The 14,201-nt window shown below is 39.2% G+C and carries 12 protein-coding genes; 11 read left to right on the forward strand and 1 reads right to left on the reverse strand.

The annotated features are described in order from the left end of the window. Positions 1-175: 175 nt before the first annotated feature. Positions 176-1,138 carry a bile acid:sodium symporter family protein gene (locus tag N178_RS21065; protein ID WP_045294657.1) on the reverse strand — a complete coding sequence of 321 codons (963 nt, stop codon included), beginning with the start codon at positions 1,136-1,138 and terminating at the stop codon, positions 176-178. A 201-nt stretch (positions 1,139-1,339) separates the two neighbouring features. On the opposite strand from N178_RS21065, the gene N178_RS21070 reads away from it, so the two are divergent. The 11 genes from N178_RS21070 (at position 1,340) to N178_RS21115 (ending at position 14,196) form a co-directional block, all read left to right on the forward strand. Further along, a complete protein-coding gene (locus N178_RS21070; protein ID WP_013055761.1) occupies positions 1,340-1,540 on the forward strand; it encodes a DUF3311 domain-containing protein in 201 nt (66 codons plus the stop codon). Further along, complete coding sequence (locus N178_RS21075; RefSeq protein WP_045294659.1) at positions 1,537-3,000, forward strand: sodium:solute symporter family protein; 1,464 nt, start codon at positions 1,537-1,539, stop codon at positions 2,998-3,000. The genes N178_RS21070 and N178_RS21075 overlap by 4 nt, the downstream gene beginning before the upstream one ends. An 83-nt stretch (positions 3,001-3,083) precedes the next feature. After that, positions 3,084-3,263 (forward strand): hypothetical protein, encoded by a 180-nt coding sequence (locus tag N178_RS26370; protein ID WP_080890232.1) that lies wholly within the window; start codon positions 3,084-3,086, stop codon positions 3,261-3,263. Positions 3,264-3,857: 594 nt separating this feature from the next. Further along, positions 3,858-5,165, forward strand: a complete 1,308-nt coding sequence (locus tag N178_RS21080) for a sensor histidine kinase (protein WP_045294661.1) — start codon at positions 3,858-3,860, stop codon at positions 5,163-5,165. 1 nt (position 5,166) lies between these two features. After that, positions 5,167-6,090, forward strand: a complete 924-nt coding sequence (locus N178_RS21085; RefSeq protein ID WP_045294663.1) for a response regulator — start codon at positions 5,167-5,169, stop codon at positions 6,088-6,090. Positions 6,091-6,307: 217 nt separating this feature from the next. After that, complete coding sequence (locus tag N178_RS21090; RefSeq protein WP_045294664.1) at positions 6,308-7,579, forward strand: cation:dicarboxylate symporter family transporter; 1,272 nt, start codon at positions 6,308-6,310, stop codon at positions 7,577-7,579. A gap of 149 nt (positions 7,580-7,728) precedes the next feature. Beyond that, positions 7,729-7,908, forward strand: coding sequence for a YfhD family protein (locus N178_RS21095; protein WP_013055768.1), 180 nt, complete (start codon positions 7,729-7,731; stop codon positions 7,906-7,908). Positions 7,909-8,105: 197 nt separating this feature from the next. Next, positions 8,106-8,570: a C40 family peptidase gene (locus tag N178_RS21100; protein ID WP_025749613.1), complete on the forward strand. Its 465-nt coding sequence runs from the start codon at positions 8,106-8,108 to the stop codon at positions 8,568-8,570. Positions 8,571-8,766: 196 nt separating this feature from the next. Beyond that, complete coding sequence (locus tag N178_RS21105; protein ID WP_045294666.1) at positions 8,767-9,642, forward strand: N-acetylmuramoyl-L-alanine amidase family protein; 876 nt, start codon at positions 8,767-8,769, stop codon at positions 9,640-9,642. Between the two features lie 214 nt (positions 9,643-9,856). After that, positions 9,857-13,171, forward strand: coding sequence for an Ig-like domain-containing protein (locus tag N178_RS21110; RefSeq protein ID WP_045294668.1), 3,315 nt, complete (start codon positions 9,857-9,859; stop codon positions 13,169-13,171). Positions 13,172-13,353: 182 nt separating this feature from the next. Beyond that, positions 13,354-14,196, forward strand: a complete 843-nt coding sequence (locus N178_RS21115; RefSeq protein ID WP_080890233.1) for an aldo/keto reductase — start codon at positions 13,354-13,356, stop codon at positions 14,194-14,196. The last annotated feature ends 5 nt before the right edge of the window (positions 14,197-14,201 follow it).

A 14,201-nucleotide genomic window follows, 5' to 3' on the forward strand; every position in this document is an offset into this window, starting at 1 on the left:
TTTTTAATCGATGTGAAAAAAGACATGGCAAATCGGCCATGCTTTTTTTCTATACCTAAGCGAATGCACCCCCCTTGCGGGGTTGGTGGCATTCGCCTAGGTAAAACCTTCTTAAAACAAAGAACTTTTAGAGAACATTCAAGGGAGTTTTTTGATCCCTTATAAGTTTGTTATATTAGCCAGCCATTTTTTTATCAGACGAATGCTGGTTTTTGTCTTTTAGTTTGCTGAAGATAAAGGCTAGCACTGAGCCTGAGATGTTGTGCCAGACGCTGAAGATGGCGCTTGGGACAGCGGCTAGTGGCGAAAAATGAGTGGAAGCAATGGTAACGCCGAGCCCTGAGTTTTGCATGCCAACTTCCATTGCCACTGCTTTTTGTTTGGCTAGATCCATTCCGCATAAGCGGGCAAAGAAGAAGCCGATTGTGAAACCAAGAATGTTGTGAAGAACAACTACGGCAAAAATAATACCGCCTGTTTTAGCAAGCTGTGCTTGGCTTCCTGCCACAACCGCAGATACAATCAAGACAATCGCGACTACTGAAACAAGGGGAAGAGCTTTGGAACTTGCTTCTGCAGCTTTCCCAAAAAACTTTTTAATCGTAAATCCAAGAGCAAGCGGAATGATGACAACTTGTATAATGGAAATAATAAGAGACATGATATCAATATCGACCCATTTGCTTGCAAATAATAAAATAAGAAGCGGTGTAACAATCGGTGCTAAAATGGTTGAAACAGAAGCGATGGCAACTGCGAGCGCAACGTTCCCTCGAGCCAAAAAGACCATTACGTTTGATGATGTGCCGCTTGGACAACAGCCTACTAAAATAACGCCCACTGCTATTTCTTTTGGTAAATCTAAGCCGATTGCCAAACCGAATGCGAGAAGCGGCATAATGATAAAATGCCCTACCACGCCTAGTGCTACTTCTTTCGGTCTTCGAAATACTTCGCTGAAATCAGACGCTGACAGCGTTAACCCCATTCCAAACATGACAATTCCTAAAAGCGGAACGATGTACTTTCCAATCCATACAAAGTGCTCCGGGAATGAATAGGCAATAACGGAAATTAAAATAACCCAAAGCGTAAATGTTTTTCCTGCCAATGTACTGATTTTCTCTATTGTTTTCATCTGTACGATACCTCCTGCGAACTATAAGAAGAAATTATACTATTTATTCAGAAAAATGAAAACAGTATTTTTGTAAAATAGTACAGAATATTTTATCTTTTGGAGATTATTTCAGCTTAAATGCAAGCATTCCTTCATTGAACGGACAAAATATGTGGTAATATAAAGAAGTTAGTTTTAGAAAGTCGGAGGAGTTTAGTCATGAAATTTATCTATATTTTGTCTGTCCTTCCGTTCGTAGGCATATTAGGGTTTCTCCCTTTTGTTAATCGAGTCACTCCGTTTGTTCTCGGTATGCCGTTCAATATGTTTTGGATGGTGATATGGGTGGTGCTTACGTCCATTATTTTAGGGGTTATGTATAAGCTTGATCCCAGAAATCGGGAAGGGGAAGAAGAATGAATAGTGCACTTATTATTATTTTACTATTTTTAGTGGCAGCTATTTTTCTTGGCATACGATCAACCAAAGGCAAGGATATGAACTTGGAGCAGTGGACGGTAGGCGGACGCGGTTTCGGGGCTGTTTTAGTGTTTGTGCTGATGGCCGGAGAAATCTATACAACGTTTTCGTTTCTAGGCGGAAGCGGATGGGCTTATGGAAAAGGAGCTCCTGCACTTTACGTCTTAATTTATATTAGCTTATCGTATGTCTTATCATACTGGCTTCTTCCGGTTATTTGGAAGTATGCAAGAGATCATAAGCTCGTTTCGCAGCCTGATTTTTTTGTAAGCAAATATAAAAGCCCTTATCTTGGTGTGCTTGTAGCGGCTGTAGGAGTGATTGCCGTCATTCCTGTTATTGTTGTGCAGTTAAAAGGATTGGGGATTATTGTATCACAAGCATCCTACGGCGCCATTTCAATGCCGGCAGCCATTTGGATGGGAGCTATCAGTTTAACGCTGTATGTGATGATATCCGGTATCCACGGTTCTGCATGGACGGCCGTTATTAAAGACATTATGATGCTTGCTGTGATTGGATTTTTAGGCATTTATTTACCTTTTCATTATTCCGGAGGATACGGTCCGATGTTTGAAGCGGTGAATACAGCGAAGCCAGGGTTTTTAAAGTTTCCTGAGCAAGGATTAAGCGTCTCGTGGTTTATTTCGACCGTTATTTTGCTAGTACTCGGGTTTTATATGTGGCCGCAGGTGTTTAGTTCAAGCTATACAGCGAAAAATGCAAAGGTATTTCGTAAAAATGCAATCATTAGTCCTCTTTATACGCTGATGCTGCTCTTTGTATTTTTTGTTGGATTTGCAGCTATTTTAAAAGTTCCTGGTTTAAGCGGAGGAGACGTGGATCTTGCGCTATTACGGATCTCGATCCAAACCTTCGATCCTTGGTTTATTGGAATTATAGGAGGAGCGGGTTTGCTGACAGCGCTTGTGCCGGGATCGATGTTGTTAATGAGCGCGTCAACGCTGCTGGCGAAAAACATTTACAAACCGTTTGCGCCTCAAGCAAGCGAAGCGCGTATTGCTCGTTTAGCGAAAAGCTTTGTACCGATTGTGGCTCTTATTTCTGTTTACTTTACGCTAAATGGAGGAACGACGCTGTCAACGATTATTTTAATGGGCTATAGCCTAATGACACAGCTGTTTCCGTCTCTGCTTTTCAGTTTGAAGAAAAATAACTTTGTAACGAAACAAGGAGCAGCGTGGGGGATTGTTGCTGGAATTATTGTAGTGGCCTATATTACAATCAGCGGCTCTACGATTGGTACGTTATTTCCGTCACTGCCTCAGCAAATGAAGGATATCAACGTCGGATTTATTGCGCTGCTTATTAACTTTATCGTAATGTGCGCAGTCAGTATGCTCACAAAGCAAAACGAGGCTGGGACAAAAGTATGTTAGACGAAGTGAAAACGAACCATTGATCAACACGTTTGATTAGTGGTTCGTTTTTTGTTAGGGTCAACGTTAGACCCTTCTAGCAGTTGATTGGAGGGCAAGACGAAGACTCCTGCGGGAAAAGCGGAACAGGTGAGACCCCACAGGAGCGCAAGCGACAAGGAGGCTCAGCGGCCGCCCGCGGAAAGCGAAGTCTTGCACGGAAATCAAGTGCGGTGTCACAAGCAGTTCAGCTCATGTCTCCCGTTTGTTCGTTTTTATATTAGATTCATCTCATTATGTCCCAGCCTCGTTTTTTCTAATCAAACAGCAAAGAGCCAAAGGACTATAATCATCCTTTGGCTCTTTACGTGGCTTTTAACCGATAATTTGTAAAATTTCCTACATCAACTGATTTACGCTAAAGCGGGAACTCGGTCGTTATAGTAAATAACTTCCGATAGGATCTTACACCCTTTAATCTCCTGAAATGTCTTTTTCGCCTCTACCTCTGATTCAAATTCAAACATAGTCGGACTTTGGTTTTTCGAGTAAACGGTAATGATCCACATTGTAAAATAAGCTCCCCCTATAAAATAATAGTTTTCCTTTTTAGTGTAGCTATCAGGTGATGTAATAATAATTGAATAGTTGTGATACAGCCTCACATTTTAAAAGGTACTTCTACTATACAACAAAAATTACAAAATAAAACAAGAAAATCTAAAAAACTACAAAGAATAATGAAAGAGAATAAATAACCGTTTATATATGGGCTATATTTATAAATGCAAGTGTGAGCGTAAAAAATATAGGAAGAGCGATTGTCTTTTAGATTGCTAAACTATATACTTATGTTCAAAAAGTGCAGGAAGTGAACGATGAAAGTTGATACGGTAATAAAAAAAGATGTTTTACTCATTCTAGTAATGATAGTCGTTGTGCCGCTGGCAGGAGAGCTTAAATATTATCCTTTTCACGATACGTATAGAGTTAGCTTTGCTGTGCCCATTTTTTTCTTTTCACTGCTGCTTTTAAGAAAGGTATCTCCTGTAATACCAGGTATTTTAGTTGCTAGTGCTATAGTGGGCTTTCGAATGTACCTTGATTGGTATAATTATGAATCATTTGATTTTCTGCATTCTTTGCAGATCCGGGGCTCAGCAGGGATTTATTATCTCGTTTATGCGATTGCTTTTTCTTGGTTTAAGATTAACGATTTTCATTCAAAGCCGTGGATTATCGGCATATGGAGCATCATCATCGAAACGGTTTCGGGCGGCATGGAACTGCTTTGTATGTATGTGATGGTTCATCATCATATTATGTTTCCAGAGTTCATGCAAATTTTTATTGTAGGTGTTTTTCGAAGTTTCTTTGTTTTATGCCTGTTTAGCATGATCAAACTCTACGAAGGGCAGCTGAGGGAACGGCAAATCTCTCAAAAAAATGATCAGCTGCTTGTTGTGCTTTCAAATTTGTATGAAGAATCCATTCATTTGAAAAAAACGCTGCAAGACGCTGAGAGAATTACGAAAAAGTCGTATGATTTATATGAAGAACTGCACGAAGCAGATATAAATCAGCTTACTTCGCTGCACGAATTTAGCCAAAAAGCATTACAAATTGCAGGAGAAGTACACGATATTAAAAAAGACAATCAGCGGATATCAGCAGGATTGTCCAAGGTCATTACAAAAGAAGAATTTTCTGAGTATATGGAAATCGAAAGTCTGCTTCAAATCGTCATGCGCAGCAATGAAAAATATGCGTCGCTGTTAACAAAAGATATTCATTTTTCACATTCGATTCTAGGAGAGCACCCTCGCTATCACGTTTACTTGTTTTTATCATTAATTAATAACTTAGTAATGAATGCAGTCGAAGCGATTGAAACAGAAGGCGCGATTATTATTGACGTATGCCGAGAAGAAGACCGCATTTTACTATATGTAAGAGACAGCGGTCCCGGCGTGAAAAAAAGGCATGAACGTCTCATTTTTAAAGCGGGATTTACATCCAAATATGCAAAGGACGGGACGCCTTCTACAGGTCTTGGGCTTGTCTACGTTAAGCAAATGACCGAGCAGCTGGGCGGGAGTATTCAATTTATTAATCTGTCTCCAAGCCCCGGTGTTCAATTTACTATAGATTTACCTATTTCTACGTTAATGGGGGATAAGGACTAATATGCGATTTTATATCATAGATGATGACGAAGTCTTTCGTTCAATGTTAGCTGAAATTATTGAAGATAATGATCTAGGAGAGGTTATAGGAGAAGCAGAAGACGGAATTGTATTAAATGATCAATTTTCTCTATTACAGCAGATCGATATTTTATTTATTGATTTATTAATGCCGATTCAAGACGGAATTGAAACCGTGCGCAAAATAAAGGATAGTTTTAAAGGCAAAATCATTATGATGTCACAAGTAGAAACAAAAGATTTGATTGGAAAAGCCTACTCCCTTGGCATTGAATACTATATCACGAAGCCGCTTAATCGTATGGAAGTGCTCATGGTCATTCAAAAAGTAATTGAACGAATTCAAGTTCAACAATCAATGGAGAAAATTCAAGAATCGTTAAATACCGTACTTAATGTAGGAAATCAGCAAAAAACGCCTTCTTTTGGTAAAAAAGAAAGCGATCCGGCAGAAGCGTGCAGGTTTCTTTTAAGAGAACTTGGGATTTTAGGAGAAAGCGGAAGTAAAGATTTGATTGAAATCATCAATTACCTGCATCAAACGGAAAAAAGCACAATGTATGAACAGCATTTTCCTTCTCTTAAAGAAATCTTTGAGAAAATTACTGTGAAAAAGCTCGGGGCATCTTTTTCAGACGACGTGCTGCAAAAAGAAATGAAAGCAGCCGAACAGCGAGTAAGAAGAGCCATTTATCAGTCTTTAAATCATTTGACCTCTCTTGGGATGGTTGATTTCTTTAATCCTAAATTTGAAAATTACGCTTCTAAGTTTTTCGATTTTTCAATGGTGCATCAGCGCATGAGAGATATAGAAAAAGGCACGGGAAAAAGCAGTACTCCGAGCCGCATAAATGTAAAGAAATTTATCCAAATGCTCTATTATGAAGTTAAACAAACGCTGTAGTAAAAAAACTACAGCGTTTTCATTTTGTAATTTTCTAAAAACTTTTTTGTTAGTTTCAGTAGGTTTTTGTTAGATTTTGTGATGCCTATGATAATGTAATCTTATGAATAAAAGAACTACTTAATAAACAGTTCTTAATGGAATTGTATCTGTTGAATACAGTAAGTGCAAATAAACAGCTTCGAGCTGTTAGAAAAAAGAAGGAAGGTGCAAAGATATGTTCAAAAAGCTTGGATTAGCAGGACAAATTTTAATTGGTTTGATTGCAGGTATTATTGTAGGGGCCATTTTTTACGGAAATCCTAAAGCAGTTGAAGTGCTGCAGCCAATTGGAGACGTATTCATTCATTTAATTAAAATGATCGTGGTGCCGATTGTTATATCTAGTATCATTGTGGGCGTTGCGGGTGTTGGTGATATTAAGAAGCTTGGTAAATTAGGCGGAAAAACAATTCTTTACTTTGAAATCATTACAACGGTTGCCATTGTTGTAGGCTTATTAGCAGCTAACTTGCTTCACCCTGGTACTGGTGTGGACCGCAGCGGTCTTGAAAAATCAGATATCAGCAGCTACACATCAACGGCAGAAGCTACAGAGCAAAAAGGATTTGTAGAAACATTTGTTCACATCGTTCCAACGAATGTATTTGAATCAATTGCTGCAGGCGACATGCTGCCAATTATTTTCTTTTCAGTTCTATTTGGACTTGGAATTGCATCCATTGGTGAAAAAGGAAAGCCGGTTTTAAGATTTTTTGAAGGCACAGCAGAAGCGATGTTTTGGGTAACGAATTTAGTTATGAAGTTTGCACCGTTTGGCGTATTTGCATTAATCGGTGTAACCGTATCAAAATTTGGACTAGCGTCTCTGATTCCGCTTAGTAAGCTTGTAATTGTTGCTTACGGCACAATGATTTTCTTTGTATTAGTTGTACTAGGACTTGTAGCTAAATGGGCAGGCGTTAACATCTTCCACTTATTAAAAGTGTTAAAAGATGAATTGCTATTAGCATTTTCAACTGCAAGTTCAGAAACGGTGCTGCCGCGTATTATTGCGAAAATGGAAAAGTTCGGATGTCCTAAAGCCATTACATCTTTTGTTATTCCGACGGGATATTCGTTTAACTTAGACGGATCTACTCTTTATCAAGCGCTTGCTGCGATTTTTATCGCGCAAATGTACGGTATTGATATGAGCATTACACAGCAAGTTTCACTGATACTAATTTTAATGGTTACATCTAAAGGAATTGCAGGAGTTCCTGGCGTTTCATTTGTTGTACTGCTTGCAACGCTTGGATCTGTAGGACTTCCGGTAGAAGGGCTTGCTTTTATCGCTGGAATTGACCGTTTGTTAGATATGGGACGTACAGCGGTAAACGTAATTGGAAACTCACTTGGTGCGATTGTCATTTCGAAGTGGGAAGGTCAATTTAACGATAAAGACAAGGAAGCTTATATTAACGAAGTAACAAAAAAAGTATCGTAACAACAAAGAGTCTGGGACAAAAGCATTGTAGTTGAAGAAAGATCCGAACGATTATTCGTTCGGATCTTTTTTCGTTTGAATTTGCTTTGAAAAGTTGGGAATAGTAACTAAAGATGAAAAATAAATGATTGATACAAGGAGGTCTCAACATGGGAAGAGCAAATAATCACAAATCATCACATAACAACAAAGGGTCACTGCCTCAAACACCAAAAGAGTTAAAAATTGCTCCGGATCAAGCAAATGAAGAATTTTCACGTGAGTTAGCTCAGCATCATGATGCTAAAGCGAAACAGGACTTAATTTTAAAACAGCAAAAAGAAAAGTAAAAGAAAAAGAGCATTTGGATATCCAAATGCTCTTTTTTATAAACAATTAAAGATAAAAATTCCTAAGTAACCATTTTGTAACATTATTTAATCATAGCGTAATAGTTTTCGAGGCTTTTTTCATTATAATTAAACCGAACATATTGAAAAATAAGTTCATAAAAACGTAACGTTCGGTTACATAATGGAGGAAAAAAATGAAAAAAGCCATCATTGGGTCTATAACGGCAGCTACAGTTTTATTTAGCGGAGCCAGTCCGTTTATTGCACCTGCTCAAACAGTAGAAGCAGCGTCATATTCATACAAAGACACGGCTATTGCTACTGGTAAAAAATTAATGGGTGTTCCTTATAAATGGGGAGGCACAACAACAAAAGGTTTTGACTGCTCTGGATTTATTCAATACATTTTCAAAAAAGCTGGAAAAACACTTCCGCGCACAACGGAGCAAATGTATCGAGTAGGGACAAGCGTTTCAAAAGCAAAGCTTCAAAAAGGAGATTTAGTTTTCTTTCAAACGTATAAAAAAGGTCCTTCACATGTAGGCGTGTATTTAGGAAATAATCAGTTTCTTCAAGCTTCTACGTCTAAAGGCGTGACGATTACATCTCTTAGCAACAGCTACTGGAAAGCACGTTATATTGGTGCAAAACGGATTTAACCATCCGTCATTTTTTTGGAAAACAACACTACAACATGTAGTGTTGTTTTTGTTTGCATATACATAACATCTTGCCTATATTATTTTTTAACGTTTTATACAAAAAAATCCATATTCTATGAGATAATAACGTTAACACATTTTGTACTTTGACATAAGGAATATCCCACTCTATTCGAAAGTTTGGTGAGCGAAGATGAAGCGCTTAGTATGGAGTTATGGAATAGGTATTGTTGCAATAGTAGCAGTACTCTCATTTTTCTTTATGATGAAAGGTCAAACAGAGAAAGCCGTTGTTAGCGGAGATGTACCAAAAGCTCATGCGCAGGGAGAAAGAGTGAAGCAGCCCATCTCACAGTTCCGAGCAGTACAGCCTGATGAAACAGGCAATGAAGTGAAAAGTGTAAAAAACAACATGCCTGAAAAAGCGGATCCTCCTCTTTTTTTAGTCTATATTGACCCTGGTCATCAATCTCAGGCTAACCTAGAGAAAGAGCCAATCGGACCGGGATCAGTAGAAACGAAAATAAAAGTTTCCGGAGGCACATCAGGCGTAGTGACTAAGAAGCCGGAATACAAGCTGACGTTGGAAGCCTCCATGATATTAAAACAGCTGCTCGAAGAAAAAGGCATAACCGTAAAGCTTACTCGCAGTTCTCACGATGTGAATATCAGCAACCGGGAACGAGCGGAGCTTGCGAATAATTCAAAAGCTGACTTACACGTACGTATACATGCAGATGGTTCTGAAAATGCTTCTGTAAAAGGATTTTCTGTGCTCACTCCTGCAGAAGATAATTCCTATACGAAGCCTATTTATCAAAGCAGTTTACAAGCATCTCAAGCTATTCTGACAGAGGTGAAAAAAGATCAGTTTGTCGAAGTAGACGGCATTCGCTATCGCAGTGATCTCTCAGGATTTAACTGGTCGACTGTACCCGTAACGCTAGTTGAACTGGGGTATATGACGAATCCAGAAGAAGACCGGAACCTGTCTGATCAGGCTTACCTTACAAAGCTGATGAATCATGTTGCAGACGGTATTGTGGCATATGAAGAAATGGAAAAATAAAAGGTGAAAAGACCTATAAAAGCGTGTGACTAAATCAATTGATTTAGTCACACGTTTTTTTTGTCATTCATATGATATAAAAAGCGTTTTTTCGACAAAAAATGGACGAGCAGAAAAGAAACCTAAGTGAAATGCTTTAATTTTTATAAAAATGTGTCGATATAACGAGTGATATTAAAATGCGTTAGACAGTACATGAAAATGGGGGAACAAGATGAGAAAGTTAACGGCATTAGCTTTAGTACTAAGTGTACTGCTGTTTCAATTCACGCCGCTTGCTAGCGTGAAAGCTGAAACGGTAGAACCAGTTGTGTCTGTAAAATTAGTAAACTATTTAGGAGATCAGCATGCAATTACAATTAAGCCGTCTTATTTATACACTATTAAAAACTCGGATTTGGTCTTAAATGCCAATACAGAGTATACGGTAACAGCAACGACTCAAGGTGTCATTTTAAAACAAGGAGCCACCGTATTAGGTGAATTTACAAGCTTTGAAATTACACCGTCTCTTTATAAAAATCCCGTATCTATTAACGGCAGACAATACTTAGGGGACGTTGCGTTCACAAATGAAAAAGGAACGTACGTCAGACCTGTTAATACGCTCCCGATTGAAGACTATTTAAAAGGCGTTGTACCAAATGAAGTCTATACATCTTGGAATCTGCAAGCCTTAAAAACTCAGGCGGTGGCAGCGAGAACATACGCAATGAGCTATGCAGGAAAAGTAATCAATGACACGGTAAGCTATCAAGTGTACGGTGGCTATACGTGGTATGACAGTACAAACCAAGCAGTAGATCAGACATTTGGACAAGTAGTCACCTACAACAATAAATTAATCAACGCCGTTTTCTCATCAAGCAACGGTGGAAGAACGGAATCAAACAGCAACGCTTGGGGAGGAACTCAACTTTCTTATTTCCCGGTGAAAGAAGATCCATACGATAAGCAGACGCCGTGGACGTTAGCTATTCAAAAAACGCAAATTGATTTAACAGGAAAAGATTTAGCTAACTATAGCGCTTGGTGGAATACAGTTTCTGAAAAAGATAAAACTGTTACGGATAATTTGAAGTCATGGTTAGTAGCCAATAAGCATCCTGGTAAAACCATTAAAATTACGTCTATTCCAAAGGTGAGTTTTTATGCTCCTTCATCAGGAGGCCGTGTGACTAAAGGTGCGATTACAGTGGACTACCTCGTTAAAGGAGATGTAGACAGTTCGCGAAAACTAGTGGTTCATCATTTGGAATTAAAAGATTTAACATCGACGAAGCTAAAATCAATGTTAAACAGCCGTGCGATGCTTAGTCTGCTTGTAACGGAAACAAATGAAACAAGCACATCAACAACTTTTAATGGGAAAGGAAATGGTCACGGTGTTGGAATGAGTCAATACGGTGCTCAAAAAATGGCAAGCCTAGGAAAAGACTATCGTGAAATTTTAGATTTTTATTATCCAACAACTACTCTTTTAAGTTTTTATACAACAAAATATCCGCGAAAAGAGCAGGAGCAAGAAGCACCGAAAGATACGGTTGCGCCTGATGCACCTTCAGTTAATGCACTAGGAGACAACCAAACATCTCTTACCGGGGTAACAGAACCAAATGCTTCTGTTATTGCAAAAGTGGAAAATGAAGTAATTGGAACAAGTCTTGCTGATGAAGCCGGAAAATTTGCAATTACGATTGCCAAGCAGTCAGCAGATACAAAAGTGTCGGTAACGTCTAAAGATGCAGCTGAAAATGAAAGCACGGCCACAGTGGTGACCGTAACGGATCAAACGCCGCCGTCTGTTCCAATTGTAAATGAAGTAAGTGACCAAGATACGACCGTAACAGGCGTAACAGAAGCAAACGCCGCCGTGACGGTAAAAGCGGGCGATGCAACATTCTCTGCAGTAGCGGATGGTAACGGTACATTTACTGTTTCAATTCCAGTACAAATAGGCGGAACAACAATAGCGGTAAGTGCAAAAGATAAAGCAGGAAACGAAAGCCAAGCGCCTTCTTTTGCGGTTAAATCTACGTTAAAAGCACCGCTTGCACCAAAAGTAAACGAAGTAAGTGATCAAGACACAATGATCAAAGGAACGGCTGAAGCAAATGCGACGGTCATCGTTAAAAACGGAAGTCTTCAGCTTGCAGCAGGCAATGCAGATGCCAAAGGAAATTACAGCATCTCAATTGCAAAACAAAAAGCAGGAAGCACGCTGTCCGTAACGGCTCAAAATGCAGGTGGAACAAGTTCAGCCACTGCGGTAACCGTACAGGATAAAACGGCACCAGCTGCGCCAAAAGTAAACGCAGTAAGTGATCAAGATACAAAAGTTACAGGTACAGCAGAATCAAATTCTACAGTTACTGTAAAAGTCGGAACAACAACTGTGGGAACGGCTAAAGCAGGTGCAAATGGAGCGTTTTCTGTTTCTATTTCCTTGCAAAAAGCGAATACAAAGCTAAGCGTACAAGCAAAAGATGCAGCAGGAAATAACAGCTCTGCATCGACTGTAACCGTTACGGCAAAGCAAAAAGCTCCGGTTAAACCAACGGTTAATGAAGTGAGTGATCGAAGTACAGCGGTTACGGGTACAGCAGAAGCAAATGCGGCGGTTATCATTAAAAACGGAAGTCTTCAGCTTGCAGCAGGAAAAGCAGACAGCAAAGGAACATACAGCATCTCGATTGCAAAACAAAAAGCAGGAAGCAAGCTGTCTGTAACGGCTGGAAATGCAGCGGGCGTAAGTCCAGTGGTAACCGTAACCGTGCAGGATAAAACAGCACCCGTTACACCAAAAGTAAACGCTGTAAGCAATCAAGATACAGTCGTAACGGGAAGCACAGAAACGGGCGCGGAAGTGCATGTGAAAATTGACAAAAAAGTAATTGGCAAAGGAAATGCCAAATCGGATGGAATGTTTAGTATCACCATTCCAAAGCAGCCTGCTTCTACAAAATTAGCTGTTATTGCAAAAGATGCAGCCGATAACTACAGCTCCAATGCGTTTGTAACGGTTAGTGCCGTACAGACAAAACCGGCACTTCCAACCGTTGCTACGCTTACTGAAAAAAGTACAGCAGTAACGGGAACAGGAGAAAAAAATGCATCTATTTATATTAAAGTAGGCGGAAAGATTATTGCGAGTGGAAAAATTGATGGAAACGGCAAGTTCAGCGTAAAAATTCCTGCTCAAAAAGCAGGAACGGAAGTGACGGCAGTTCTGCAAAATAAAGTAGGATACAGTCCATATAAAATTGTAAAAGTACAAGACACAACGCCGCCGGCACCTCCGGCAGTGAATGCCGTTACGTCTTTGTCCACGTTTATTTCTGGAAAAACGGAAGCAAATGCCGTGATTACAATTAAAAGCGGTACAAAAGTAATCGCGTCAGGCAAAGCAGATAGTAAAGGACAGTTTAAAGTAACTATTCCAAAACAAAAAGCAGGCGGAAAGCTGGCTGTGACGGCAAAAGATGCCGCTGGAAATACAAGTTCAGCAGTCAATATAAACGTCAAATAAAAACAAAAAGAATTCTCTGCGGAGGATTCTTTTTTTAGTGATTTTTAAATGGGATAGAAGGTTACTAAAAAGTTACCTTAGAACTTTGAAGTGCCTAACTTACTTTAAAGTGGGTTCTATCTTTTTCTTTTTTTCTGTTTCATAATAACAAATGTAATGAAATTAGCAGGAGGTTTTTTATAATGAGTAATCATTTGCAAGATACAGTAACACTTCATAACGGAGTCAAAATGCCTTGGTTTGGATTAGGCGTATTTAAAGTAGAAGAAGGGCCTGAATTAGTGAACGCGGTGAAAACAGCTATCGTCAAAGGCTATCGCAGCATCGATACGGCAGCTATTTATGGAAATGAAGAAGGCGTAGGAGAAGGAATTCGTCAAGGTCTAAAAGAAGCAGGTCTTTCACGCGAAGACATTTTTGTTACATCAAAAGTTTGGAACGCCGATTTAGGCTATGAAGAGACGCTGGCAGCTTACGAAACAAGCTTACAAAAGCTTGGCTTAGAATATTTAGATCTATACTTAATTCACTGGCCGGTAGAAGGCAAGTATAAAGCAGCATGGAAAGCGTTAGAAACGCTTTATAAAGAAGAAAAAGTAAGAGCTGTGGGGGTAAGTAATTTTCAAATTCATCATTTAGAAGACTTAATGAAAGATGGAGACGTTAAGCCTGTTATTAACCAAGTTGAATATCATCCTCGTTTGACTCAAAAAGAGCTGCATGCTTTTTGTCAAAAGCACGATATTCAGCTAGAAGCATGGTCCCCGCTTATGCAAGGAGAATTGCTAGATAACGATGTGTTAAAAGAAATTGCTGAAAAACACGGCAAATCAGTTGCTCAAATTATTCTGCGATGGGATCTGCAAAACGGAGTTGTAACGATTCCAAAATCGACAAAAGAACATCGTATTATTGAAAATTCATCGGTATTTGATTTTGAATTGGATGCTGAAGACGTAAGCAAAATTGATGGATTAAATCAAAACCACCGAGTAGGTCCAGATCCGGACAACTTTGATTTTTAATAGAA

It is taken from the genome of Priestia aryabhattai B8W22, from assembly GCF_000956595.1.
GTDB classification, from domain to species: Bacteria; Bacillota; Bacilli; order Bacillales; family Bacillaceae_H; genus Priestia; species Priestia aryabhattai.